The sequence below is a fragment of the Pseudomonas sp. 2(2015) genome (assembly GCF_000955865.1).
GTDB lineage: Bacteria > Pseudomonadota > Gammaproteobacteria > Pseudomonadales > Pseudomonadaceae > Aquipseudomonas.
The window spans coordinates 88,063-114,854 of sequence record NZ_JYOF01000006.1; the positions used below are offsets into that span (position 1 = coordinate 88,063).

19 protein-coding genes are annotated in these 26,792 nt (G+C 65.0%); 13 read left to right on the forward strand and 6 right to left on the reverse strand.

Annotation, left to right across the window (positions count from 1 at the left end):
* Nucleotides 1-28: 28 nt before the first annotated feature.
* On the reverse strand, nt 29-1,990 hold the full coding sequence (locus UB48_RS11420) for a methyl-accepting chemotaxis protein (protein WP_045197013.1): 1,962 nt from the start codon (nt 1,988-1,990) through the stop codon (nt 29-31).
* Nucleotides 1,991-2,099: 109 nt separating this feature from the next.
* On the reverse strand, nt 2,100-3,716 hold the full coding sequence (locus UB48_RS11425; protein WP_045197015.1) for a PleD family two-component system response regulator: 1,617 nt from the start codon (nt 3,714-3,716) through the stop codon (nt 2,100-2,102).
* Between the two features lie 283 nt (nt 3,717-3,999).
* Between UB48_RS11425 and UB48_RS11430 the strand changes: the two genes are divergently transcribed.
* The 4 genes from UB48_RS11430 (at nt 4,000) to speA (ending at nt 8,246) form a co-directional block, all read left to right on the forward strand.
* Complete coding sequence (locus UB48_RS11430; RefSeq protein ID WP_045197016.1) at nt 4,000-5,073, forward strand: DUF2333 family protein; 1,074 nt, start codon at nt 4,000-4,002, stop codon at nt 5,071-5,073.
* Between the two features lie 3 nt (nt 5,074-5,076).
* Nucleotides 5,077-5,613 carry an NUDIX hydrolase gene (locus UB48_RS11435; RefSeq protein WP_045197017.1) on the forward strand — a complete coding sequence of 179 codons (537 nt, stop codon included), beginning with the start codon at nt 5,077-5,079 and terminating at the stop codon, nt 5,611-5,613.
* Nucleotides 5,614-5,807: 194 nt separating this feature from the next.
* Nucleotides 5,808-6,179, forward strand: coding sequence for a translation initiation factor Sui1 (locus UB48_RS11440; protein ID WP_010221702.1), 372 nt, complete (start codon nt 5,808-5,810; stop codon nt 6,177-6,179).
* A gap of 153 nt (nt 6,180-6,332) precedes the next feature.
* Nucleotides 6,333-8,246: an arginine decarboxylase gene (gene speA / locus UB48_RS11445; RefSeq protein ID WP_045197019.1), complete on the forward strand. Its 1,914-nt coding sequence runs from the start codon at nt 6,333-6,335 to the stop codon at nt 8,244-8,246.
* Between the two features lie 67 nt (nt 8,247-8,313).
* On the opposite strand, the gene UB48_RS11450 is transcribed toward speA, so the two are convergent.
* A complete protein-coding gene (locus tag UB48_RS11450; protein WP_045197021.1) occupies nt 8,314-9,657 on the reverse strand; it encodes an MATE family efflux transporter in 1,344 nt (447 codons plus the stop codon).
* 147 nt (nt 9,658-9,804) lie between these two features.
* Between UB48_RS11450 and UB48_RS11455 the strand changes: the two genes are divergently transcribed.
* Nucleotides 9,805-14,754 carry an alpha-2-macroglobulin gene (locus UB48_RS11455; RefSeq protein ID WP_045197023.1) on the forward strand — a complete coding sequence of 1,650 codons (4,950 nt, stop codon included), beginning with the start codon at nt 9,805-9,807 and terminating at the stop codon, nt 14,752-14,754.
* Between the two features lie 50 nt (nt 14,755-14,804).
* On the opposite strand, the gene UB48_RS11460 is transcribed toward UB48_RS11455, so the two are convergent.
* Complete coding sequence (locus UB48_RS11460) at nt 14,805-15,098, reverse strand: hypothetical protein (protein WP_038997361.1); 294 nt, start codon at nt 15,096-15,098, stop codon at nt 14,805-14,807.
* Between the two features lie 104 nt (nt 15,099-15,202).
* On the opposite strand from UB48_RS11460, the gene pbpC reads away from it, so the two are divergent.
* The gene (pbpC, locus tag UB48_RS11465) at nt 15,203-17,557 is read left to right on the forward strand and encodes a peptidoglycan glycosyltransferase PbpC (protein ID WP_045197026.1); all 2,355 of its coding nucleotides are present in this window, start codon (nt 15,203-15,205) and stop codon (nt 17,555-17,557) included.
* 98 nt (nt 17,558-17,655) lie between these two features.
* Nucleotides 17,656-19,323, forward strand: coding sequence for a ShlB/FhaC/HecB family hemolysin secretion/activation protein (locus tag UB48_RS11470; protein ID WP_045197028.1), 1,668 nt, complete (start codon nt 17,656-17,658; stop codon nt 19,321-19,323).
* Between the two features lie 34 nt (nt 19,324-19,357).
* On the opposite strand, the gene UB48_RS11475 is transcribed toward UB48_RS11470, so the two are convergent.
* Nucleotides 19,358-19,765 (reverse strand): response regulator, encoded by a 408-nt coding sequence (locus UB48_RS11475; RefSeq protein ID WP_045197030.1) that lies wholly within the window; start codon nt 19,763-19,765, stop codon nt 19,358-19,360.
* A 61-nt stretch (nt 19,766-19,826) separates the two neighbouring features.
* The gene (locus UB48_RS11480; protein WP_045197032.1) at nt 19,827-20,042 is read right to left on the reverse strand and encodes a Flp family type IVb pilin; all 216 of its coding nucleotides are present in this window, start codon (nt 20,040-20,042) and stop codon (nt 19,827-19,829) included.
* Between the two features lie 319 nt (nt 20,043-20,361).
* Here UB48_RS11480 and cpaB point away from each other — a divergent pair, with 319 nt between their 5' ends.
* From cpaB to UB48_RS11510, 6 genes are read left to right on the forward strand one after another with little or no spacing between them, the layout of a single operon-like run.
* Nucleotides 20,362-21,291: a Flp pilus assembly protein CpaB gene (cpaB, locus tag UB48_RS11485; protein ID WP_045197034.1), complete on the forward strand. Its 930-nt coding sequence runs from the start codon at nt 20,362-20,364 to the stop codon at nt 21,289-21,291.
* Between the two features lie 20 nt (nt 21,292-21,311).
* Nucleotides 21,312-22,565 (forward strand): type II and III secretion system protein family protein, encoded by a 1,254-nt coding sequence (locus UB48_RS11490; RefSeq protein WP_045197036.1) that lies wholly within the window; start codon nt 21,312-21,314, stop codon nt 22,563-22,565.
* Nucleotides 22,562-23,752 (forward strand): pilus assembly protein, encoded by a 1,191-nt coding sequence (locus tag UB48_RS11495; protein ID WP_045197038.1) that lies wholly within the window; start codon nt 22,562-22,564, stop codon nt 23,750-23,752. The genes UB48_RS11490 and UB48_RS11495 overlap by 4 nt, the downstream gene beginning before the upstream one ends.
* Nucleotides 23,749-25,017, forward strand: coding sequence for a CpaF family protein (locus tag UB48_RS11500; RefSeq protein ID WP_045197040.1), 1,269 nt, complete (start codon nt 23,749-23,751; stop codon nt 25,015-25,017). The genes UB48_RS11495 and UB48_RS11500 overlap by 4 nt, the downstream gene beginning before the upstream one ends.
* The gene (locus tag UB48_RS11505; protein ID WP_045197042.1) at nt 25,014-25,895 is read left to right on the forward strand and encodes a type II secretion system F family protein; all 882 of its coding nucleotides are present in this window, start codon (nt 25,014-25,016) and stop codon (nt 25,893-25,895) included. Before UB48_RS11500 ends, UB48_RS11505 begins: the two co-directional genes overlap by 4 nt.
* A gap of 1 nt (nt 25,896) precedes the next feature.
* A complete protein-coding gene (locus UB48_RS11510) occupies nt 25,897-26,784 on the forward strand; it encodes a type II secretion system F family protein (RefSeq protein ID WP_045197044.1) in 888 nt (295 codons plus the stop codon).
* The last annotated feature ends 8 nt before the right edge of the window (nt 26,785-26,792 follow it).

The window sequence follows — 26,792 nt, forward strand, 5'->3', positions numbered from 1 at the left end:
GGTCAAGTCGGATCGCCGCGACACATCCTCACAGGCGAAAGGCCCGCACCGCCGTATTCAACTCGCCACCCAGGCGAAGCAACTGCTCACCCTGCTCACGCCCTTCACCAATACGTTGCAAGTTGTCTTCACCCAAGCCATGAATCCGCTCGCTGTGGTCACGAATCTCGCTCACCGCGCCGCTCTGCTGGGCGGTGACATCGGCAATCCGTACCGCTGTGGCCGAGATGGTCTGGATTGCCGCGACAATTTCATCCAGCGCGCCATCCGCCGCCTGGGCCTGGTCAGCGGTGGCCTCGGCATGTTCGAGTTGCGCGCGCATGCCTTCAACCGATTCGCGGGCCGCCTGCTGCAGGCGCCCGATCAAGGTCTGGATCTCACCGGTAGCGCCGGTAGTGCGCAGGGCCAGGGAGCGTACTTCTTCGGCAACCACGGCAAAGCCACGGCCCATTTCCCCGGCCCGCGCCGCTTCGATCGCGGCATTGAGGGCCAGCAGGTTGGTCTGTTCGGCAATCGAGCGGATCACCGTCAGCACGCCGCCGATGGTCGCCGATTCCTCGGCCAGTTGTTCGATCATCTGCGCGTTGCCCTGTACTTCGTCGACCAGCGCCCGCAGCCCGGTCAGGCTCTGGCCTATCACTGCCTGGCCTTGCTCGACCGCACGCCCGGCGTCGTGGCTGGCGTCGGCCGCCTGGCTGGCGTCGCCGGCGACCTGGAGGATGGTAGCCTCCAGCTCGCCGAGGGCATCACGGATTTGCGCGGTGTCGCCGGCCTGGCGTTCGGCGCCATCGTGCAGGGCGCTGCTCATGCCGGCCAGGGCGTGGCTGCTGCCAGCGACCTGCTCGGCGTTGTGGCGGAGGGTGCCGACCAGCTCGACCAGGTAGACCCGCAGGCGGTTCAGCGAGTCCTGGATATCATGCATTTCACGGTTGCTGCGGCCCAGGGCAATGGCCTGGCTGAAGTCGCCCTCGGCCCAGCGCGAGAGTGCCGGCGCGAGGTTGGTCAGCACCCGCGCCAGGCGCCGCTGCAGGGTGTCGATAAGCAGTGCGATCAGCAGGATCAAACCGATCATCAGGCCCTGGATCACCCGCACTTCGCCCTGGATGGCGGCATGCTGGCTACGCACACTGGGTTCGAGCTCGGCGATGGCCTGCTGCACGGCGCCGATGCGCTCGAAGGTGCTGCTGGCCAGGGCGCTGCGTTGCTGGATCTGCTCGCGGGTGCGCTGCAGCTCGCCGGGGTAGCGCTTGATCAGGCTGTTGAGTTCGCGCTTGAGCGCCACCCCGGTGTCTTCGGTCGCTGTGCTGGCCTGGGTCTCCAGGCCCATCAGCGCGGCAAAGTCGTCGGCGCTCGAAGCGCTGCTGGCGGTCACCCCCAGCAGCGGCAATTGTTCGAGTAACTGCGCCTGGGCGGCGATCTGCGCAAGTTCGCGCTCGACTTCATCGGCCAGTTCGCTGCGGCCGCTGCTGACCATTTTGTCCCGCGCCAGGGATAGCCGCGACAGGTGCAGGGAGGCGTTGAACAGCTGCGGCGAATAGCGCCCGGCATCGCTGCTGGTGCTGCTCTGGGCATAGTTGGCCAGTTGCTCGAGGCTCGCACCCAGTTCGCGTTCGGCCTGCAGCAACAGGGCCTGCGGGTCGCCGGCCAGCTTGCCGGCGCCCAGCAACTCGTTGGCGGTGAAGCGCTGCAGGTTGTCCAGGCTCGGGCGCAGGCGCTCGGCAAGCTCTGCCGGCAGTTGCTCCAGTTCACCCTGCAGGGCGGCGGTGGTCTGCAGCGCCGTGGCATGGCGCAGGGCGTCGCCGCTGCTCAGGTAGTCCTGGATATTGCGCGCCGCCTGGTTCTGGAATTGCTGCGACAGCGACAGATAGCGCTCCATTAATAAATAGGGGCGCTCCAGGGCGCGCTGCGACCACCACAGGGTCGCGCCCAGGGCGATGCACACGGTAACCAGCAACAGGGTATTGAAATTGGTGAGCAGCTTCAGGCGCATGTCCGGTGTCTACCAACGGCCGAATGGTAAGCGCCTGAAGTTATTGCGTTTTTATGACCGGGTTATGACGAAGCGGGCGGTCCGGTGAAAAAAAACTGGCACTTTGCCTTTATGCTTCGACCCGTTGCACGCAGTTGCGCCCGGCACCCTTGGCGCGGTACAGCGCCTCGTCGGCGGAGGTGGCCATGCTCAGGGCGTCCAGGCCTTCGCTCAGTTGCACCACGCCGGCACTGAAGGTGCAGGACAAGTCGCGCGGCTGGGCCGGGTAATGGATCTCGGCAAAGCGCTGGCGAATTTCGTCGAGCACCTTGTGCGCCGAGCCCAGGTCGGTGTTGGGCATGACGATGGCAAATTCTTCACCGCCGTAGCGGCCAATGAAGTCGGTCTTGCGCAGGCGCTGCTTGAGGAACAGCGCCAGGCTCTTGATCACCCGGTCGCCCATGGGGTGGCCGTGGCTGTCGTTGACCTTCTTGAAGTGGTCGATGTCGAGCATGGCGAAGCTCAGTGGCTGAGCTTCGCGGCGCGCACGGAAGCTGCAGTCTTCGAGCAATTGCAGGATATGGGTGTGGTTGTACAGCCCGGTGAGGCTGTCGCGCACCATCCGCGCCTTGAGGTTGCGCGCCCGGGCGGCGCGGTTGCGCACGGTGGTGATCAGGTGCCGCGAGCGGATCGGCTTGGTCAAAAAGTCATCACCGCCCTCGCTCATGGCGTCGAGCTGTTTGTCCAGATCGTCCTCGGCCGACAGGTAGATGATCGGCACGCTGACATAACGGTCGTTGTGGCGGATCACCTTGGCAAGCTCGGTGCCGGTGCAGGCCGGCATGTACATGTCGAGGATGATCAGGTCGGGCTGGAAGTCGGCAAGCTCGGCCATGGTCTGGATCGGGTCGATCAGGGTGCGGGTGACGATCCCGGCGCTGTTGAGCAGGCGCTCGGTGTGCAGGGCCTGGGCCCGCGAGTCGTCGATGATCAGCACCTTGAATGGTTCGTACTGGGTGACGCTGGTCAGCAGCTCGACCTTTTCCAGCAGGCTCGAGGCTTCCAGGGTGCCGGTAAGGAACTCCTGGCCACCGGCGCGCACGGCGGCCAGGCGCGTCGGCGTGTCGGTTTCGTGCAGGCTGAAGAACAGCAACGGCACCCGCTGCTCCAGGCCCTGCTGGGCCTGGGCGGCCAGTTGCAGGCCGACACCGGGGCCGGTGAAGTCGACGTCCATGACGATTGCCGAGGGCAGCCGTTCGCTCATGGTCGCCTGGAACGCGGCGGCGCTGTACAAGGCCTGTACACCGAGGCCGAAGAATTCCAGTTGCTGGGCCAGACGCTCGGCGCGGTCGTGGTCCTGGAGCATGATGTACACCGGCTTGCGCAGCGGCGGCAGCGGCACTTGCTCAAGTTGGTCGCCCTGGCGCAGGCCGGTGCGCGACAAACGTTGCATCAGCCGGTTGAGGTCGCTGATCAGCTGGCTGCTCAGGCGCGCGCTGTTGGCTTCGACCGCCTCCAGGGCATGGCCGATGGCCTCGGCCAGCTGGCTGTGCTCGGGCTGCTCGAAGCGCTCGGCATAGCGTTGCAGGCGCAGGTTGGCTTCGCACAGCTCACCCAGGTCGCCAGTCGACCACTCGCTGCGCTGCAGGCGCTGCCAGATCTCGAGGATTTGCCGGGCCTGATGAATGACCCGCTGGGCAAAGTGTTGCTTGAGGCGCTCACGATTGGGGTCTTCTGGCTCGGTCATGTCCTGACTACTTATAAGGGGTGAGGCTGAGTTCGAGTGATGGCTCTATGCTAGCACCACTTTCCCGGCAATCGAGTGCCTTGTATCAATTAACTGTACAAGTCCGTTTATTCATTTGCTGACCCAATAGTCGCTTATGCGAAGCGCCGTGCTTGATTTATAGTGCAGCGATACTTGCCGACCCCGGCAGGTGGCGCGCGGCATTAAAAGCCCATCGCGCTGGCACGAAGCCCGGGGGTTGCGGTCGAACCCCTTGAACCGACGTGACTGAAAGGACAACGCCATGCTGGACTGGAAAAACCGTACAGGCAAAGCCGAGGCGCGTGAGCGGGTCGAACCGCGCACCGCTGCCACCCGCAGTTATTTTGGCGGGTTGTTCTTCAGCCGCGCCCTGGGCTCGCTGATCGGCCTGTACCTGCTGGTGTGCGTGGGCCTGGGCTGGTACTGGAGCGCCGAGCCCGACCTGTTCCCGGTGCAGCAGAACGCCCAGGCGGCCGCCGAGAAAACCGGCAAGCAGATGGTCGTCGGCTATACCACCATCGAAACCCTCAAGACCGTGGCCGGCACCCTGCTCAACAAGCCCGGCGGCTATATTTCCAACGACCGCTTCCCGCCTGGCCTGTGGATGGACAACATGCCCAGCTGGGAGTACGGCGTGCTGGTCCAGGTGCGTGACCTGAGCCGCGCCCTGCGCAAGGACTTTGCCCGCTCGCAGTCGCAGTCCACCGAAGACGCTGACCTGGCCAAGGCCGAGCCGCGCTTCAACTTCGACAACAAGAGCTGGATCCTGCCGTCGAGCGAATCGGAGTTCCAGGAAGGCATCAACTCGCTGACCCGTTACCAGAACCGCCTGGCCTCGCCGGATCAGCAGGGCGCGCTGTTCTACACCCGCGCCGACAACCTCAACAACTGGCTGGGCGACGTCGCCACCCGCCTGGGTTCGCTGTCGCAGCGCCTGTCGGCAAGTGTCGGCCGGGTCAAGCTCAACAGCACCCTGAAGACCGAGTCGGTGCTGCCGGGCCAGGTGCCGCAGCTTGACGAAGAAGTGGTCGAAACCCCGTGGCTGCAGATCGACAACGTGTTCTACGAAGCCCGCGGCCAGGCCTGGGCGCTGTCGCACCTGCTGCGCGCCATTGAGGTCGACTTCGCCGATGTGCTGGCGAAGAAGAACGCCACGGTCAGCGTACGGCAGATCATCCGTGAGCTGGAAGCCTCGCAGGAGCCGCTGTGGAGCCCGATGGTGCTCAATGGCAGCGGCTTTGGCATGTGGGCCAACCACTCGCTGGTCATGGCCAACTACATCTCGCGGGCCAACGCTGCCGTCATCGACCTGCGTCAACTGCTGACTCAGGGCTGATCGGTGTCGATCTCCGAGCAGGAGGCAGCGCACCGCGCCGCCTCCGACCGCGAACTGATTGCCTGGGTCGACGAAAGCGACCGCCTGCTCGGCGCCGTGGCCCGCGCCGAGCTGCGCGAGCGCGGGCTGATTGGCCGCGGCACCTACATCCTCTTGTTTAATTCCGCTGGCCAGCTGTGCGTGCACCGGCGCACCCAGAGCAAGGCGATTTACCCCGGGTACTGGGATGTCGCCGCCGGTGGCATGGTCCAGGCCGATGAGAGCTATGCCGAATCGGCGGCCCGCGAACTGGAAGAAGAGCTGGGGGTCGGTGGGGTCGAACTCACCGCGCATGAATGTTTTTTCTTCGACCAGACCGGCAACCGGCTCTGGTGCGCGGTGTTCTCGGCGGTCTGGGACGGGCCTTTGCGCCTGCAGCCCGAAGAGGTCAGCGAGGCACGCTTCATCGCCGTCGAGCAGGCCCTGGCCGACAGCCAGCAACAGCCATATTGCCCCGATTCACTGGCTGCCTTGCGGCGCTACCTCGACCGTCGAGCCTGACGTCGCTAAACACATGCAAAATGGCGCAGTTTTGTACTTAGCATTCGCGACTTTTATCGTTACACTGCGCGGCCTTTAAAGGCTGCCGCACGCTTCATGCGGCAGTTGCGCTGCCCCTGCCAGAGTGGGGCTTCGCGGTCGGTACCCCGCCAGGGGCGTCGACCAGTTTTTATCCTCACCGTAGAGGATCAAAAGTGGCCAAGAAAGCCGCATCATTCGCCGCCCTCGGTGGCCTGGTGTTCTCCACTGATGCAGGCCGGCATTGCCCGGACTGCAGCAAACCCATAGATGCCTGCATCTGCAAACAGACGCTCATCCCCGAAGGCGATGGCATTGCTCGCGTGCGTCGCGAAAGCAAGGGCCGTGGCGGCAAGACGGTGACGACCATCAGCGGCGTGCCGCTGCCCCTGGAACAGCTCAAGGATCTGGCTAGCACGCTCAAGCGCCGCTGCGGAACCGGCGGCGCGTTGAAAGACGGGGTCATCGAAATCCAGGGCGATCATGTCGAGCTGTTACTGGCCGAACTGATCAAACAGGGCTTCAAAGCGAAAAAGTCCGGCGGCTGAAGACTGCATCGCGATTTTTTGCAATTCGCTTTCTAAACTCGTTCCCGTAGGAAGGGTCTATCCCTGAACACGGATAATCGTCACTTTCAGGTTTTACACTGCGCCCGCCCCATGCAGGCCGGTGTTTTTCGACTTTCTATATAGGGGACTTCAATGTCCGTACGACGCACACGCAAAGACGATGGCAGCCAATGGACAGTTGCGGACAGCCGCAGTGTTTACGGCATTCGCCATTGGGGGGCCGGCTACTTCGCAATCAACGAGGCCGGGCGCGTCGAAGTCCGCCCGAACGGGCCTGGCAGCGCGCCGATCGACCTGTTCGAACAGGTCGACGAACTGCGCAAGAGCGGCCTGTCGCTGCCGCTGCTGGTACGTTTCCCGGACATCCTCCAGGACCGCGTGCGCCAGCTGACTGGCGCTTTTGACGCCAACATCGCGCGCCTGGAATACCAGAGCCAGTACACCGCGCTGTACCCGATCAAGGTCAACCAGCAAGAAGCGGTGGTGGAAAACATCATCGCCACCCAGAACGTTTCCATTGGCCTTGAAGCCGGCTCCAAGCCTGAGCTGCTGGCCGTGCTGGCGCTGGCACCGAAAGGCGGCACCATCGTCTGCAACGGTTACAAGGACCGCGAGTTCATCCGCCTGGCACTGATGGGCCAGAAACTCGGCCACAACGTCTTTATCGTCATCGAGAAAGAGTCGGAAGTGGCCCTGGTGATCGAAGAAGCCGCCGAGCTCAAGGTCAAGCCGCAAGTTGGCCTGCGCGTTCGCCTGTCGTCGCTGGCCTCGAGCAAGTGGGCCGATACCGGTGGCGAGAAGTCCAAGTTCGGCCTGTCGGCGGCGCAACTGATCTCGGTGGTGCAGCGTTTTCGCGATGCCGGCCTGGACCAGGGCATCCGCCTGCTGCACTTTCACATGGGCTCGCAGATCGCCAACCTGGCCGACTACCAGCACGGTTTCAAGGAAGCCATCCGTTACTACGGCGAGCTGCGCGCGCTGGGCCTGCCGGTCGATCACATCGACGTCGGCGGCGGCCTGGGTGTGGACTACGACGGCACCCACTCGCGCAACGCCAGTTCGATCAACTACGACATGGATGACTACGCCGGTGTCGTGGTCGGCATGCTCAAGGAGTTCTGCGATGCTCAGGGCTTGCCGCATCCGCATATCTTCTCGGAGAGCGGCCGCTCGCTGACCGCGCACCACGCCGTGCTGGTGGTGCAGGTGACCGACGTCGAGAAGCACAACGACGAAGTGCCGCTGATCGAGAACAAGGAAAGCCTGCCCGAGACCGTGCAGTGGCTGGCCGACCTGCTCGGCCCGACCGATATCGAGATGGTCACCGAAACCTACTGGCGCGCCACTCACTACATGAGCGATGTGGCCGCCCAGTATGCCGACGGCAAGATCACCCTGGCCGAGAAAGCCCTGGCCGAGCAGTGCTACTTTGCGGTCTGCCGGCGCCTGCACAACTCGCTCAAGGCCCGCCAACGCTCGCACCGCCAGGTGCTCGACGAACTCAACGACAAGCTGGCCGACAAGTACATCTGCAACTTCTCGGTGTTCCAGAGCCTGCCGGACACCTGGGCCATTGGCCAGGTCCTGCCGATCCTGCCGCTGCATCGCCTCGACGAAGAGCCGCTGCGCCGCGCCGTGCTGCAAGACCTGACCTGCGACTCGGACGGCAAGATCAACCAGTACGTCGACGAGCAGAGCATCGAGACCAGCCTGCCGGTGCACGCGATCAACGAAGGTGAAGACTACCTGCTGGGTATCTTCCTGGTCGGTGCCTATCAGGAAATCCTCGGTGACATGCACAACCTGTTCGGTGATACCGACTCGGTGAACATCTACCAGAACCCGAACGGCAGCGTGTACCACGCCGGTATCGAGACCCATGACACCATCGAAGACATGCTGCGCTACGTGCACCTGTCGCCGGAGGAGTTGATGACTCACTACCGCGACAAGTGCGCCAGCGCCAAGATCACCGCCCGTGAGAAGACCCAGTTCCTCGACGCCCTGCGTCTGGGCCTGACCCGTTCGTCGTACCTGTCGAGCTGATCAGTGGTGCGGGTCGCGTGCAGTCGCTGGCTGCGCGTCGACCCGACTTGACCCGCGATGCTTTCAACTACCGACGCACAAACCACCCATCCCGCCGCTGCAACCGCCAGCCCATCACCCCCAGTGTCACCCCGCGCAAGGCCATGAACAGCAGAAAACCCAGCCACAGGCCGTGGTTGCCCAGGTCGCGAGCGACATAGGCGACCGGCAGGGCAATGAGCACGCTGAGCAGCATGCCGTTGCGCATCTCCCGCGCCCGCGTGGCGCCGATGAACAAGCCATCGAGCAGATAGCTCCACACCGCGATCAACGGCAGCAAGGCCAGGTACGGCAAGTACTGGTAGGCGGTTTCGCGCACGTTGGCGATGTCGGTCTGCATGTTGATGAACAGATGCCCACCGAGCAAAAACAACACGGCAAAGCCGCTGCTGGCCAGCAGCGACCAGCCGCAGGCGACGGTCAGTGAGCGGCGCAGCGCCTGGCGATCGCCAGCGCCGATGGCGTGCCCGCACAGCGCTTCGACCGCATGGGCCAGGCCATCAAGGGCGTAGGCGGTGAGCAGCAGGCCATTGAGCAGCAAGGCGTTGGCTGCCACGGTCGCTTCACCCAGGCGTGCGCCTTGCACGGTAATCAGGAAGAACACCGCTTGCAGCGCCAGGCTGCGGATGAAGATGTCGCGGTTGACGCTCAGCAGCGGCCGCCAGCTCTGCCAGCGTGCCAGCAGTGCCCAGGCGATCTGCCCGGGGTAAGCGCGCAGGGCCGGGCGGGTCAGGGCCAGGCCGAGCAGGGCGGCGCTCCATTCGGCAATCACCGAGGCCCGCGCCGAACCGATCACGCCCCAGTCCAGGCCGAGCACGAACCACAGGTTGAGGGCGATGTTGAGCAGGTTGGTGGTCAGCAGGATCGCCAGCGGCGCCCTGGCGTTCTGGGTGCCGAGGAACCAGCCGACCAGGGCGAAGCTGGCCAGCGCCGCCGGCAGGCCAAGCAGGCGGGTCTGGAAGAAGTCGTGGGTCGACTGCTCCAGCGCTGCCGAGGGCTGCATAAGTTGCAGCGCCAGGTGGCTGAACGGCAGGGCCAGAACACCCAGCAGCAGGGCGAAAAACAGCGCCAGCAACAGGCCCTGGAGCAACACCTGGCGCAGTGCTGCGCCGTCGGCACGACCCGCCGCCTGGGCGGCGAAACCGGTCGAGCCCATGCGCAGAAAGCCCATCACCCAGGCCAGGAAGGTGTACAGGCTGGCGCCCACCGCCACCGCACCGAGCTGATGAGCATGGGGCAGGTGGCCAATCACGGCGCTGTCGACCAGGGCCACCAGCGGTACGGAAATGTTCGAAAGTATCATCGGCGCGGCCAGCGCCCAGACCTTGATATGGGTCGGGCGGTCGCGCCAGTCGGTCAGCAAACGGGACATGAAAGCTCCTGGCAAGCCGGCATTGTAGCCGCTGCGGGCACCAAATCGTGCGAAGGCGGTCTCACATCCGCTCGCCGCATCACTGTTGCGGCGCGGTTGATATATAGTGCACCCCTAAGATTCCGCTGCCCGAGAGTTACTACTCCCATGCTCAACAAAGGATTGTTGCTGGCCTGCGCGCTGGCCTTGCTCAGTGCCTGCGATTCGTCTGCCCCGGACAAACCGGCCCCCGCGGCCCCGCCTGCGCAGACCCAGGACCAACCCGCAGCCCCGGCCCCGGCCGCCCCGGCTGCACCCGCAGACGCGACCAAGCCCGCTGCGGCCAAGGACGATGCCGCGACCCTGGCCAAGCGTTATGCCGGTCGCGAGCTGAGCGTGGTGGATGTCTCGGAAGTGCAGGTCGATGGCGCCAGCGCCCTGGCCCTGACCTTCTCGGTGCCGCTGGATGACCAGCAGAACTTCGCTGACAAGGTGCACCTGGTCGATACCGTCAAAGGCAAGGTCGACGGCGCCTGGGAGCTTTCTGCCAACAAGATGGAGCTGCGCCTGCGCCACCTGGAGCCCCAGCGCAAGCTGGTGCTGACCATCGACGCCGGGCTGCTCGCGGTCAATGGCAAGCGCCTGCCCGCCGAGTCGATCAGCCGCCTGGAAACCCGCGACATGCAATCGACAATCGGCTTCGCCAGCCGTGGCTCGCTGCTGCCGACGCGACTGGCCGAAGGCCTGCCGGTGATCGCCTTGAACGTCAACAAGGTCGATGTCGAGTTCTTCCGCATCAAGTCGGACAAACTGTCGCCGTTCCTCGCTACCTGGGGCCGCAACAGCAGCCTGTACTACTACACGTCCAAAGAAATCCTGGACATGACCGAGCTGGTCTACAGCGGCCGCTTCGACCTCAACCCGGCGAAGAACACCCGCGAAACCGTGCTGCTGCCGATTGCCGGCATCAAGCCGCTGCAAGAGCCAGGCGTGTACCTGGCGGTAATGCGTGCCTCCGGAACCTACGACTACACGCAACCGGCGACGCTGTTCACCCTCAGTGACATCGGCGTCTCGGCGCACCGTTACCAGAACCGCCTGGATGTCTTCACCCAAGGCCTGGAAGGCGGCAAGGCGCTGAGCGGTGTCGAGCTGGAACTGCTCGACGGCGAAGGCCGCGTGCTGGCCCAGGCCAAGACCGACAGCGACGGCCATGCCCAGTTGCCGACGCCACCCAAGGCCGAAACCCTGCTGGCCCATCAGGGCGTGCACACCACCATGCTGCGCCTCAATAGCGCTGCCCTGGACCTGGCCGAATTCGACATCACCGGCCCCCAGGCCAACCCGCTGCAGTTCTTCGTGTTCGGCCCGCGCGACCTTTATCGCCCGGGCGAAACCGTGCTGCTCAACGGCCTGTTGCGTGACCAGGATGGCCGCCCGCTCAAGCCGCAACCGGTGACCGTGGAAGTGCGCCGTCCGGATGAGCAGATCAGCCGCAAGTTCGTCTGGGAAGCCGATGCCAATGGCTTCTATCAGTATCAGCTGCAACTGGCCGATGAAGCGCCGACCGGGCGCTGGCAGTTGCTGTTCGACCTCGGCGGCGGCAAGAAGCAGGTGTTCGAGTTCCTTGTCGAAGATTTCCTGCCCGAGCGTCTGGCCCTGGAACTCAAGGGCAGCGACAAGCCGCTGAGCCCGGACCAGACTGCGCAGATCAAGGTCAACGGTCGCTACCTGTACGGCGCCCCGGCTTCGGGCAATCGCCTGAGCGGCCAGGCCTATGTGCGCCCGCTGCGTGAAGCGGTGCCGGCACTGCCGGGCTATCAGTTCGGTTCGATCACTGAAGAGGAACTGAGCCAGGACCTGGAGCTGGACGAAGTCACCCTGGACAGCAACGGCAAGACCACCCTGAACATCGAAAGCAAATGGTCCGAAGCCCGTTCGCCGCTGCAACTGACCGTGCAGGCCAGCCTGCAGGAGTCCGGTGGCCGGCCGATCACCCGCCGCCTTGAGCAACCGATCTGGCCGGCCGGGCGCCTGCCTGGCTTGCGCGGTCTGTTCGAGGGTGAAGAAACCGATGGCGAAGGCCCGGTGGAATTCGAAGTGCTGGTGGCCGATCCGCAAGGCAACAAGCTGGCGGTCAACAACCTCAAGGTGCGCCTGGTCCGCGAGCGCCGCGACTACTACTGGAACTACTCGCAGAGCGACGGCTGGAGCTACAACTACAACGAGAAGTTCCTCATCCAGAGCGAAGAGACGGTCAACGTCAAGGCCGGCTCCACCGCCCGGGTCAACTTCCTGGTTGATTGGGGCCCGTACCGCGTCGAGGTCGAAGACCCGCAGACCGGCCTGGTGTCGAGCGGGCGTTTCTGGGCCGGCTACCGTGCCCAGGACAACGCCGACGGCGGCGCCGTACGTCCGGACCAGGTCAAGCTGGCCCTGGACAAACCGTCGTATGCCGATGGCGCCACCGCCAATATCACCGTCACTCCGCCTGCCGCAGGCACCGGCTACTTGATGGTCGAGTCCAGCGAAGGCCCGCTGTGGTGGGAAGAAATCGATGTACCGGCCGAAGGCAAGAGCTTTGCCGTCAAGCTCGATCCGAAGTGGGCGCGCCATGACCTGTATGTCAGCGCCCTGGTGATTCGCCCGGGCGAGCGCAAGGTCAATGCCACGCCGAAACGTGCCGTGGGTGTGCTGCACCTGCCGCTGGATCGCCACGAGCGCAAGCTGGCGGTAACCCTCAATGCCCCGGAAAAAATGCGTCCCAAGCAGCCGCTGACCGTCAAGGTGCAAGCGCGCAACGCCGACGGCAGCGTGCCCAAACAGGTGCATGTACTGCTGGCAGCGGTGGACGTGGGCATCCTCAACATCACCGAGTTCGAAACCCCCGACCCGTTCACCGGCATGTTTGGCCGCAAGGCCTATGGTGCTGACCAACTGGATATCTATGGCCAGTTGATCGAAGCCGGGCAGGGCCGTCTGGCCAGCCTGGCCTTCGGTGGTGACGCGGCCATGGCCAAGGGCGGCAAGCGCCCGAACACCACGGTGACCATTGTTGCCAAGCAAAGCGCCCCGGTAACCCTCAATGACAAGGGTGAAGGTGAAGCGACGGTCGATATCCCTGACTTCAACGGTGAGCTGCGGCTGATGGCCCAGGCCTGGACCGACGAGCGCTACGGCATGGCCGAAGGCAAGACCGTGGTCGCCGCGCCGTTGATTGCCGAGCTTTCGGCGCCGCGCTTCCTCGCCGGCGGCGACCGCACGACCCTGGCCCTGGACCTCTCCAACCTGTCGGGCAAGGCACAGAACCTGACCGTGCGCCTGAGCACCGAAGGCCAGCTGAATCTGCTCGGCGCCGCCGAACAAACCCTGAGCCTCACCGAAGGCAAGCGTGTCACCCTGCTGGTGCCGGTGCAGGCCAGCGGTGGCCTGGGCCAGGGCAAGGTCAAGGTCGAGGTGCAAGGGCTGCAACTGCCAGGCGAGTCGGCCACGGCCTTCAGCCGCGACTGGACCCTGGGCATTCGCCCGGCCTACCCGGCAATGCTGCAGCACTATCGCGTCGCTCTCAAAGACCAGCCCTGGACCCTGCCGGAAGCTGACCTGGCGCTGTTCGAGCCGGTGGGTCTTGAGGCCTCACTGGCGCTGTCGAGCCGCCCGCCGCTGAACCTGGCCGAGCAGATCCGCGCCCTCGAAGCTTACCCGTACGGCTGCCTGGAACAGACCACCAGTGGCCTGTACCCATCGCTGTACGCCGATGCCGCGACGCTCAAGCGCCTGGGCATCAAGGGTGAGCCGGCGGACGTGCGCAAGCGCAAGATCGAGATGGGCATCGAGCACCTGCTGGGCATGCAGCGCTACAACGGCAGCTTTGGCCTGTGGAGCGCTGACGACGAGGAAGAATACTGGCTGACCGCCTATGTCACCGACTTCCTCCTGCGTGCACGCGAGCAAGGTTATGCCGTGCCGCCCGAGGCCCTGAAAAAAGCCAGCGAGCGCCTGCTGCGCTACCTGCAGGAGCGCAACCTGATCGAGATCAGCTACAGCCAGAACGCCGAGCACAGCCGCTTTGCCGTGCAGTCGTATGCTGCTCTGGTGCTGGCGCGTACCCAGCAAGCGCCGCTGGGCGCCCTGCGCAGCCTGTTCGAGCGGCGCAGCGATGCGCGTTCCGGCTTGCCGCTGGTACAACTGGCCATCGCCCTCGACAAGATGGGTGACAAGCCACGTGCGCAACAGGCGCTGCAGGCCGGCCTGGCGGTCACCCGTAGCGAGAACAGCTGGCTGGCCGACTACGGCAGCCCGGTGCGTGACCAGGCGCTGATCCTGTCGTTGCTGACCGAGAACAACCTGGCCAGCGACAAGCTCGATGCACGGCTGTTCGAGCTTTCCGACCAGATGGCGGGTAACCGCTGGCTGTCGACCCAGGAGCGCAACGCGCTGTACCTTGCCGGTCGTGGCCTGCTGCGCAAGCCTGAAGGTAACTGGTCGGCACGCCTGGACAGCGCCGGTGAAGTGCGCGAATTCAACAACGAGCAATCGGGGATGAAACTCGAAGGCCCGCTGCTGGCCTCGCCGCTGACCATCCAGAACGAAGGCAGCGAGACGCTGTTCCAGCAACTGACCCTGTCCGGTTATCCGCGCCAGGCCCCGGTTGCCCGCGGCAGCGGCATGACCATCCGCCGCGAGTTCCTTGGCATGAATGGCCAGGCCCTGGACATCAAGGCGCTCAAGAGCGGTGACCTGGTGCTGGTGCACCTAGCGGTGACGGCCAATACCCAGGTGCCGGACGCGCTGGTGGTCGACCTGCTACCGGCGGGCCTGGAGCTGGAAAACCAGAACCTGGCGCAAAGCGCGGCAAGCCTTGAGAACGCCAGCAGTGCAGTGAAGCAATGGCGCGAGTCGATGCAGAACGCCGCGGTCGTGCATCAGGAGTTTCGTGATGACCGCTACGTGGCGGCGCTGAGTATCGACCAGTACTCCACCACCCACCTGCTATACTTGGCCCGCGCGGTAACCCCGGGGACCTACAAGGTACCGCCGCCGCAGGTCGAGTCGATGTACCGGCCGAACTACAACGCGGTGGGCGAATCGCCTGCCGAGTTGGTGGTTAAAGGCCGCTGACACAGGGCGTTGTGGGAGCGGGCTCATCCGCTCCCACACCTTCTATTTAGTCAGTGAATGATCCAGCTCAGCACCCACAAACCCAGCACCAGCCAGATGATGCCGAGTATGATCGAGGCGCGCATGAAGGCGCGGATCGCCGAGTACAGCAACATCAGGCCGATGATCAGGGCGAGGATGCTGACCAGCGAAGTGTCCATGCCCAGGGTGCGTGACAGGCCCTCGATGAAATTGCCACCGGCGTTGGCCAGCAGGTTGAACAACCCGCTCAGGCCGTCGACGATAAACCGGATCACCGCCCCCAGCGCCTGGCCGAGCCACTCGAAAAAACCTTCTACATGCATAGTTGCTTCCTGATGATCAATTCGGCGAATGCGCCGTTGCCAAGCCTTTGGCCATGCCAGGGCCGGGTCGGTTCCCTGCGTAGCTGCTACGCCAGGAGGGCCTGATGCACATCTTAGCTCGCCTGCGTGGCGTCATCGGCAAACCCCTGGGTTTGCTGCTCGCCATCCCCTTGCTGTTGATTGCCTTGCTATGGCTTGCCGACCGCATCTGGCCGTTGCCGATGCCGGCCGATGACCTCGCCCGGGTAGTCCTGGCCGAAGACGGCACGCCGCTGTGGCGCTTTGCCGATGCCGACGGGGTGTGGCGCTACCCGGTCACTGCCGAGCAGGTTTCGCCTTATTACCTGGAGGCGTTGCTGACCTACGAGGACCGCTGGTTCTACCATCACCCCGGTGTCAACCCGCTGGCCCTGGGCCGCGCGGCCTGGCAGAACCTGCGCGGTGGCCGGGTGCTGTCTGGTGGTAGCACCCTGTCGATGCAGGTCGCGCGCCTGCTCGACCCGCACTCGCGCACGCTGCCTGGCAAGCTGCGCCAGCTGTGGCGTACCGCGCAACTGGAATGGCACCTGTCGAAGGCGCAGATCCTCGAGATCTACCTCAACCGTGCGCCGTTCGGCGGCACCTTGCAGGGTGTCGCCGCGGCCAGTTGGGCCTATCTTGGCAAGTCGCCGCTGCACCTGACGCCTTCAGAGGCGGCCTTGCTCGCGGTGTTGCCCCAGGCGCCCAGCCGCCTGCGCCCGGATCGGCACCCGGAGCGCGCCCAGGCGGCGCGGGACAAGGTCTTGCAGCGCCTGGCCGAGTACCAGGTGTGGCCGCAGCAACGGGTCGCCGAAGCAGAAGAGGAACCGCTGTTGCTGGCACCACGTCAGGAGCCGGCGCTGGCGCCATTATTGGCGCGACGGCTGAACCGCCCGCACAGCCCGCCGTTGATTCGCACCACCCTCGATGCCTCGTTGCAACGGCGCCTGGAAGACCTGCTGCTGGGCTGGCGTGCGCGCCTGCCCGAGCGGACCTCGGCGGCGATTCTGGTGGTCGAGGCGCAGAACATGGCGGTGCGCGCCTACCTGGGGTCGGTGGACCTGAATGACGAGCGCCGTTTTGGCCACGTCGACATGATCAGCGCCCTGCGTTCCCCCGGCTCGACCCTCAAGCCGTTCCTCTATGGCATGGCCATGGACGATGGCCTGATCCATTCCGAATCCTTGCTGCAGGACGTGCCGCGCCGCTACGGCGACTACCGCCCGGGCAACTTCTCCATGGGCTTCAGCGGGCCGGTGGCGGCCAGTTCCGCCCTGGCCCTGTCGTTGAACCTGCCGGCGGTGCAACTGCTCGAAGCCTACGGGCCGAAACGCTTTGCCGCGCAGATGCGCAGTGGCGGCGTGCCATTGATCTTGCCGCCGCTGGCCGAGCCTAACCTGTCGCTGATTCTCGGCGGCGCCGGTAGCCGGCTGGAAGACCTGGTGGGCGGCTACGCCGCGTTTGCCCGCGATGGCCTGAGTGCGCCGATCCGCTTGCAACCCAATGACCCGCTGCTTGAGCGACGCCTGCTGTCGCCCGGCAGTGCCTGGATTATCCGGCGGATTCTCAGCGGCCAGGCGCGCCCGGACCGCGACCCTCACGCAGAGCTAGTGCAGCGCCCGCAACTGGCGTGGAAGACCGGCACCAGCTATGGCTTTCGCGATGCCTGGTCGATTGGCGTTGGCCCGCGTTACCTGATCGGGATCTGGATCGGCCGCCCGGATGGCACGCCGGTGCCCGGCCAGTTCGGCCTGGCCTCGGCGGCGCCGTTGATGCTGCAGGTGCATGATGTGCTGAGCAACCGCGACAGCCAGCGCGGCATCGCTACACCCGTGGCGGCGGTGCCGGCCAACGTCGGGGTTGCGGCGATCTGCTGGCCGCTCGGCCAACCCATGGCCCGCCAGGACCCCAATTGCCGGCGCCAGCGTTTTGCCTGGACCCTGGACGGTACCACGCCGCCAACCCTGCTGGCCCAGGACCAGCCCTTGAGTGTCGGCTTGCGCGAGACGGTCTGGGTCAACGATCAGGGCTTGCGTGTCGACGCCACCTGCGCCGGCGCCCAGGCCCGGGAAGTCGCCCTCTGGCCGTCGCCACTTGAACCGTGGCTGCCAAGGGTGGAACGCCGCGAGGCGCGCTTGCCCAAGGTCGACCCGCAATGCCCGCCGCAGGTGCCGGCCAGTGCGCCGCCGCTGTCGATTGTCGGTGTGCGCCAGGGCGATCAGTTGCGCCGCCCGGCCACCAGCAGCGAACCGTTGCGTTTCAAGGTCTCGGCCCTTGGCGGTAACGGACGCCACTGGTGGTTCCTCAACGGTGCGCCGCTGGGCGAAACCAGCGGTCAGGAGAACCTCACGGCAAGCTTCGAGCAGGCCGGGCGCTTCGAGCTGAGCGCCCTGGATGAAAGCGGCGAAACCGCCCGGGTCGAATTCCAGGTCAATGACTGACGCTCTCTATTAGACGATGACAGGGCCAGCACCTACGCTTGGATTGACGAGGCCGCCGCCCTGGCGGCCTTGTACTGTTCGGGATCATGGAGTGTCCGATGCGTGCGTTGGCCGTCGCGATAGTGGGGTTGTCCTGGGTGAGCGTTGCCCGCAGCGAACCCCTGCCGCGTTTTCTCGACAGCCACGAAATCGAACGCAACCTGCCGGCCCCCAATCTGCCGGCCGATGCCTACCGGCCAAGCAACCCGGGAGTGCTGGTGCCGGTGCCGGTAACCCAGGCCCGGCCGTTGCTGCGCGACACGCGGATCTTCCTGCGCAAAGTGCGCTTCGAAGGCGGCAGCATCTACCCCTTGAGTGACCTGCGCGACAACTACCAGAGCCTGGCCGGCCGCGAGGTCAGCCTCGGCGAGCTGATCGACGCCACCCAGCGCCTGACCCAGCGCTACCAGCAGGACGGCTACCTGTTGTCGCATGCCTACCTGCCCGAGCAGGACTTCGCCGATGGCCGGGTGCGGGTGGTGCTGGTCGAAGGCTACATCGATGAACTCGAGCTGCACGGCGAGGTGGGCCCGGCGGCGGCCTACGTTGAGCAACTGGTGGGCCGGCTCAAGGCCGAACGGCCGCTGACCCGCGCCACCTTCGAGCGCTACGTCGCGCTGATGAGCCGCCTGCCGGGCTTTAGCGTGCAGGCAAGCCTTGCGCCTGCCAACCCTGTCAGTGGTACCAGCCGGCTGATCGTCGAGGCCAGGCGCCGGCCGTTCAGCGGCAACCTGACCGTCACTGATGGTACCCGCGATGACCCCCAGGCCTTGCTCAGCGTGAGCAGCAACGCGCAGACGGCGCTGGCCGAACAGTTCAGCGTCACCGCTCTGGCGCCGCGCGGGGAAGATCACGAAAGCTATTTTCGCCTGGACTACTCCCAGTACCTGGACGATCAGGGCAGCCAGTTGCACCTGTCGGCCTCGCGTTACGACAGCGACCCCAGTGCCCAGGTGCTGCTCGGCGATGGCACCCAGCTCAAGGCCCATCGCGAGAACGACCGCTTTTCGGCGGGCCTCAGCCAGGTGCTGCTGGCCGCGCCCGGTGAGTCGCTCAACGTTGCTGCGCGTTTCTACATGGTCAATGACGATGTTGAGTATCGCGCGGTCGATGCGCCCTTGCGGCTGAGCAATCGCACCGATGTGCGTGCCCTGGGCTTTGAAGGCGAGTGGCGCAAGGCCGATGCCGACCAACTGCGGATTGTCAGTGGTGGCGCCTATCAGGGCCTGGATTACCTGGGGGCGAAAAGCAACAGCGATTTCGACCTGGATTTCCTCCGCCTGCGTTTGTCCGGTTTGCAGAGCGATCGCCTGTTCGGCAATTGGCAGGGGGTGGCGTCGGCGGCCTTGTACTGGAGCCGCGACAGCCTGCCCGACAGCGAGCGGGTGGTGTTCGGCGGGCAGAGCTTTGCCCGCGGTTACCCCGCCGACCAGGCCCTGGGCGACAAGGGCTGGGGCCTGGCCTATGAGCTCAATTACAGTTTCAACGGCGATGGCCGCTGGGTAAAGTTGCTGCAACCTTATGCCGTACTGGACACCGCGCGCACCTGGTTCAACGAGGTGGACCTGCGCGATGCACACTTGAGTTCAGTGGCTTTGGGGCTGCGCATCGGTGACGGGCGTTTCTACAACCTGGCGCTGGAGCTGGCCAAGCCGTTGTCGGATGTTGCCCTCGACAGCTTTGACCGCGAGCCACGGCTGAGTGTGAGTTTCAGCGTGCAGCTGTGAACCGGCTCCTACAGGGGCCGTAGCCCCTGCAGGGTCATTGCACCAGTTGCATCCGCGGTTTGGGGAACAGGTTGTCGAGGGTTTCCAGCAGGCGGTTGTGGTAGATCGGCTTGCGGAACAGGTCCAGCACCTGCAGGCGCAGCAGGTCGCTGATGTCGTCCATGTCGGCATGCCCGGAGGTGACGATCACCGGCAAGTGCTGGCGCGAGGTGTGCTCGCGCAGGCGCCTGATCAGTGATATGCCGCTCTCCTCCGGCATGCGCAGGTCGGTGATGACCAGGGCCACGTCCGGGTGGCGGGTGAGTTGTTGCAGGGCGAGTTTCACCGAGGTGGCGGTGTAGCAGCAAAAACCCTCGCCCTCCAGCAATTCGGCAAGTTCCAGCAAGGCGTCCTCTTCGTCATCCACCAGGAGTAGCTGTTGACGGGGGGAAGAGGTCGGCATGGGGCGGTCCTGTGATGGGGGAGTTGATCAGTGCATTGGCGTGAACCGATGAATCCACTCGTCAGCTACCACCACTGCCACCGCCCGAAGCAGGCGGCGCTTTTAGCGCGTTTTCAATCTTGGTCATGACCCCAGACACATTGGTAGAAATGGGCGTAATGAACGCTGTCAGCGCTACAGCAACCATGGCCGCGACAATCGCGTACTCGATGCCCGAGGCACCATCCTTGCGGTAGAAGAATTCTTTGCAGCTCTTGAGGACTCGGGAAAGACGCATGGCATTTCTCCTTGCGCCGGAGGCGCAGATGGCAGGGGTATTCAGTGATTCCCCTTTGCCACCACAGCATCGTCAACGGGCCAAATCTCGGCAAATGTAAGAAGGTATTAATACTAAAGTTATAACCAAATACCGACGCCAATAAGCTGTTGTTTTATGGGGGTGTCGGCTCTGCGACGGAAAAAAATCTGACGGGTAATGGCATTTTGTCCTAGCTGCGCTACCGTCAAATAGCGAAATAGTTGTTTCCGACTGCAGTGCTGTGGGCCATTTCACAAAAGTGAGCCTGAAGGACAGCTTGGGGAGAAGGAGGGCCAGCATGAGCAGTCGCATTACCATCATCCTTGCAGGCCTCTTTTTGATCGGTGCACTGTTGGCCGGCTACTGGGGGCTGATGCTCAGCCAGCCGCCAAGCGAGCCGGCGCCGGCAGCCGCCGTCGAACCCGCGCAGGCTCCGGTGACCCGGGTGGTCACTGAAGCAACAGACGAACTGCGCAAGCCGGTTGTCGTGCTGCGTCGCGATGTCAGTGCCTATACCCCGCTGGTGGCCGAAGACCTGCTGATCGAACGCCTGCAGGTGGCGCCGCCGGGTAGTTTCCAGACCCTTGAACAAGTGCTCGGGCGCAGCAGTTGGCGCGCCTTGAGCGCCGGCACCTGGCTGGAGCAGGGCAGCTTCGAGGCCGGTGGCCCGCTGGCACGGATGATTCACCCCAGTGAGCGGGCGCTGGCGGTGGCGGTGGACGAAGTGGTCGGCGCCGCCGGGCAACTGCGCCCGGGTGACTATGTCGATGTGCTGGTGTTCCTGCGTGAAGACAACAGCAACCCGCAAGCCTCGGCCCAGGTAGTGTTGCCGGCCTTGCGCCTGCTCAGTGTCGGTGCGCAGCTGGGCCTGGCCAACGATGGCCAGCCTGCCGAGGCGCCCATGGATGACAAGGCCCGTCAGGAACAACAGCGCAACCCGGTGCGCACTGTGGTGCTGGCGGTCCCCGAAGCATTGGCCAGCCGCCTGCTGCTGGCCGCTCAGGCCGGCAGTCTGCGCCTGGCGGTACGCAGCGCCGAGGAGAAGCGCCTGGCCCAGTACTGGACTGACCCGCATGCCAGCGCCAAGGCCGTCGACAACGCCAACCGTGAACTCTATCGCTTCAGCCAGCTCGCCCAGGTACCGGCCGCCCGACCTGTGGCCAGCGCAGCGCCGCCACGCGGCATGGAAATCATCCGCGGTAATCAAGCCAACACGCCAACCCCCTGACCAAGCAAGGATGCCCTTCAATGAGCAGTCGTTCCGAGCGGGTAATCAAGCAGATGCTCTGCGCCCTGTTGTGCGCCGTGCCGCTCGCCCCAACGGCGATGGCGGCGTCCGGCTGCGCGGCGCTGGAGCAGGTGCCGGGCGTCATCGAGATCGATCAGGGCCTGCAGCAGGAGGTGCGCCTGCCGGTGGCAATCACCCGCGCGGCGATTGGCGAGCCGAAGATTGCCGACGTACATGCCAGTGGCACTGACGCGGTGCTGCTGACGGCGGTCGGCCCCGGCGCCACCAGCCTGATGCTGTGGACTGCCTGCGCCAAGACACCGCGCCAGGCCATGGTGTTCGTCAAGGGGGTTGCCAGCAACGAGATGGCCGCCAGCGCGCTGCCGCCGTCCGAAGATCCGCTGCTGCCCAGCCAGGTGCAGGCCGACATCCGCTTTGTCGAAGTCAACCGCACCAAGTACAAGGAGGCCGGCGCGCGGCTGTTCTTCAAGGGCTCCAACAACACCCTGATCGGCTCACCGAGCACCGTGCCGAACACCACCGTAAGCCCGGGGCAGGTGCCCACCGTGCCCGGCACGCCGAACATTCCCCTGGACAACGGCGTGTTCAACATCATTTGGGGCGGTGGCAGCAGTCGCTTCCTGGCCGCGATCAATGCCCTGGAAACCAGCGGTTTCGCCTACACCCTGGCGCGCCCCAGCCTGGTAGTGCTCAGCGGCCTGACCGCAAGCTTTCTGGCCGGCGGCGAGATCCCCATCCCGGTGCCCAGCAGCGGCAGCGACAGTGTCTCGATCGAATACAAGGAGTTCGGTATCCGCCTGACCCTGTCGCCCACCGTGGTCAGCCGCAATCGCATCCTGCTGAAAGTCGCGCCGGAAGTCAGCGAACTGGACTACAACAAGGCGGTGAATATCGCCGGTACCCAGGTGCCCGGCCTGACCGTCAGGCGTACCGACACCAGCATCTCCCTGGCCGATGGCGAGAGCTTCGTCATCAGTGGCTTGATCAGCAGCCAGTCGCGCTCGACCGTCGACAAGTTTCCAGGCCTTGGCAACCTGCCGATCATTGGCGCGCTGTTTCGCCAGTCCTCGGTGCAGCGCGACGAGACCGAACTGCTGATGATCGTTACCCCGCACCTGGTCCAGCCGCTGGCGGCCGATGCCCAGTTGCCGTCGCTGCCGGGTGAGGGCTTGCGCAACTACGACCCGAGCTGGGGCCGGCTGTTCTTTCTGGAAAACGGCGACTTTGAACGTCGCAGCGGGTTATCCCAATGAGTGAAAGCCTGAGCCAGACCTTCCTCGCCATCACCCGCAACGATGGCGACCTGCAATGGTTGCAGGGCGCACTGGCGCCGCTGGGGCAGGTGGTCGGTGCCGGCAGCGGCAGCCTTGACGAGTTGCTGGCGCTGGTCGATGTCACTTTCGCCAGCCTGGTGTTCGTCGGCCTCGACCGCGAGCAGGTGGTCAACCAGTGCGCGCTGATCGAGGGCGTGCTGGAAGCCAAGCCGATGCTGGCGATCGTCGCCCTCGGCGATGGCATGGACAATCAACTGGTGCTCAACGCCATGCGTGCCGGGGCGCGGGATTTTGTCGCCTACGGCTCGCGTTCCAGTGAAGTCGCAGGCTTGGTGCGGCGCTTGAGCAAACGCCTGCCGCCAGTGACCAGCAACCCCAGCCTGGGCGGGCTGACCGTGCTCTATGGGGCCCAGTGCGCCGCCGACGGCGCCTTGCTGACCACGCACATGGCGCGGGTGGTGCAGACCAGCGGCCAGCAGACCCTGCTACTCGACCTTGGCCTGCCGCGGGGTGACAGCCTGGCGCTGCTCGGCCTGGAAGCCTCGTTTCATTTCGGCGATGCCCTGCGCCACCTGCGCCGGCTCGACAACACCCTGATCGACAGTGCCTTCACCCGCGAAAGCTCAGGCCTGCGCCTGCTGGCTTATGCCGAGACCGACGAGCCGCTGGAGCGCACCAGCGCGGCAGAGCTGTACATGCTGCTCAGCGCCTTGCGCCAGCACTTCCAGCACATCGTCGTGAACCTCACCGGCCAGGCTGACAGCGAAGCCCTGCGCACCTTCGTCAGCCACTGCGACAAGCTGATCTGGTACACCGACCAGAACGTCCTCGATTGCCGGCGCAACCTCGAAGTGCTGACCCAGTGGCGCGAGAAGGGCATGAAGCTCGAACACGCAAGCCTGTTGGTCGACCGCTACCTGCGCGGTGTTGCGCCGGATTCCGAAGCCTTGGGCAAGCGCTACGGCCTGCCGGTTCTGCGGGTCTTGCCCTATAGCCCGGAGGTGCGCCTGAACGCCAAGAACCAGGGCCTGACCCTGTTCGAGCTGGCGCCGCGCGAGCCGCTTACGCAACAGCTGAAAAGCCTCGGTGAACGCCTGGCGCGGCGCTCGGAAAACAACCCGCCGGTGGCCGCCACCTGGCTCAATCGGCTGTGGGGGCACAAGTGAGCGGCGACGAGCTGTTCGGTGGCCCACGGCATAACCTGGGGGCCGACCCACAGGCGCTCAAACGCGCCCTGCACCGTTACATCATCGACGCCATCGAGGACAGCGGCCGCAACCTGCTCGAAGGTTCGCGCCCGGCCCTGGCGCAGTTCGTGGTGGAGCAGGTCGGCGATTACATTGCCCGCCTGCACCTGGCGTTGTCGCGCTACGAGATGGAACGCCTGGCCGAGGAAATCGTTGACGAGCTGACTGGTTTCGGCCCGCTGGAAGTGCTGCTGCGCGATGCCAGCGTCACCGAGATTTTGGTCAACGGCCCGCACCGGGTGTTCATCGAGCGGGCCGGGGTGCTGCAACAGACCGACCTGCGTTTTATCGATGCCCATCATGTCGAGCGGGTCATGCAGCGGATTCTTGCGCCCCTGGGCCGGCGCCTGGACGAGTCCTCGCCGATGGTCGACGCGCGCATGCCCGATGGCAGCCGGGTCAACGCCATCATCCCGCCGGTGGCGCTCGACGGCCCGTGCCTGTCGATCCGCAAGTTTCGCAAGGACATGCTCAAGAGCGCCGACCTGCTGGCCACCCGCACCATCGACCAGGGCATGCTCGACTTCATCCAGCTGGCGGTGGCGCGGCGCTGCAACATCCTGGTCAGCGGCGGTACCGGCACCGGCAAGACCACCCTGCTCAACATCCTCAGTCAGTTGATCAGCCCCCACGAACGCCTGGTGACCATCGAGGACGTGGCCGAACTGCAGCTCGATCACCCGCACGTGGTGCGCCTGGAAACCCGTCCGCCGAATGCCGAAGGGCATGGCGAGATCAAGGCCAGCGAGTTGATTCGCAACGCCTTGCGGATGCGCCCCGACCGTATTCTGCTCGGCGAGATTCGCGGCGTCGAAGTGCTCGATGTGCTGACGGCGATGAACACCGGCCACGATGGTTCGATGAGTACCGTGCATGCCAACACTGCCCAGGATGCCTTGCTGCGCCTGGAAACCCTGGTCGGCCTGACCGGTCGCCAGGTGGCCGAGAAAACCCTGCGGCAGATGATCTGCGCGGCGCTGGATGTGGTCATCCAGCTGACCCGCCTGGCCGATGGCCGCCGCTGCGTCAGCGAGGTGCTGGAGGTGGTCGGGGTGCGTGATGACGTGTACGTCACCAATACCCTGTTCCGGCTCGATCGGCGCACGGGCGAAGGCTTTTTGCGCGAAGCGCCGAACCCGGCCGGCGACAAGCTGCGCCGCGATTACTCGGAGCTGCAGCCGTGATTGCGGCAATACTCGGGCTGATTTGCCTGGCCTTGCTCGGCTTGTCGGTGCACCTGTTCTACCGCGGCATGCGCAAGTCTGCCCAGGAGCGCATCCTCCGGCGCCTCGGCCAGATCGAGGAAGCGTCCGCGCTGGCGCCGGTCGGGCACGACTGGCTGGACCGCCTGCTGCAGCGTGCCGGTATCGAGCGGCGTAACGAGCTGTTGTGGTTTTGGCTGGCCCTCTGGCTGCTGGCCGCGCTGTTGACCGGGCGGGTCGTGGGCTGGGTGGCAGGCCTTGGCCTGTTGCCGATCGGCCCGCTGCTGGCCTGGTTGTACCTGGGCTGGCGCTATCGGCAGCGGCTGCAACGGATGATCGAGCAACTGCCGGTGCTGCTCGATCACAGCGTGCGCAGCCTCAAGGCCGGGCGCACCCTCAGCGATGCCGTGCTCGGTGCCATCGATGCTTCCCGCGAGCCGTTGCACGGCGCCTTGCAACGGGTGCGGCGCAATGTGCAGATGGGCGTCAGCCTCGACGATGCCATGGCTGAGCTGGCCGAGTTGTATGACCAGGACGAACTGCGCCTGTTTGCCCTGGGCCTGCGTATCAACCATCGCTATGGCGGCAACGCCAGCGAGCTGCTGGAGAACCTGATCAAACTGATTCGCGAACGCGAGCAGGGCGCGCGGCAGTTGCGCGCCATGACCGGCGAAACGCGCATGACGGCTATGGTCCTGGGCCTGTTGCCGGTGGGCATGGCCGGTTACTTCCTGATCAGCAATCCCAACTATCTGCTGACCATGTGGCGCGACAGCAACGGCCAGTTCCTCCTGCTCGGGGCCTTCCTCCTGCAGGCCTTGGGCTGCCTGGCGCTGTGGCGCATGTTGCGGAGTATCTGAAATGGCCCTGCTGCTCAGTGCCCTGATGTTGTTTGCCGCCTTTGCCTTGCTGCTGGCTCAGTTCCTGCGCCAGCGGCATCGTCAGCGCCTGGTCGCCCAGCGCTTGCAGGGCCAGCTGGGCGCGGACAACCGCTTGGGCAACTGGCTGCAGCAGCTCGGCGCCAGCCGCCTGGGCCAGCGTTCGTTGAGTCTGGACGGCGAGACACGTTTGCTGCTTGATCGCATCGGCTGGCGGCGTAGCCGGCAACGGGCGCTGTTCGCTGCCTGTCAGGTGGGGGCGCCGCTTCTGGCGCTGGGCCTGGGAGTGATCGCGCAGGAAACCCTGTACCACACCAGCCAGACCCCGTGGCTGGTACTGCCGCTGTGCGCCATGGGCGCCGGTTACCTGTTGCCCAAGCGCTTGCTGGCCTGGGCGGCGGCGCGCCGTCAGCAGCAGGTGGCCCGGGAGGTGTCGACCTTTATTCCGCTGCTGCGGATCCTGTTCGAATCGGGCTTGGCGGTGGAGCAGGCCTTGCGCGTGCTGAGCCAGGAATCACGGCAACTGTTGCCGGTGCTGAGTGAGGAGCTGCGGGCGATTCTGCTGCGGGTCGACTCCGGCCTGGCCCTGGCCCCGGAGCTGGAAAAAACCGCGCAATTGCTCAGCGTCGATGAGTTCAGCGACAGCTGCGTGATCCTCCAGCAACTGCTGAGCCAGGGCGGCGGGGCGATGAAGTCGTTGCTGGCACTCAAGCAACTGCTCGATGACCGGCGCCTGACGCGCATGCAGGAGCGAATTTCGAAGATGTCCGGGAAGATGTCGATAGTGATGATGGTGTTCCTGTTTCCGGCCTTGCTAATTGTGTTGGCAGGGCCCGGTTTTACGGCGTTGGCCAAGGCCTTGGGTTCATGAGCGGAGGG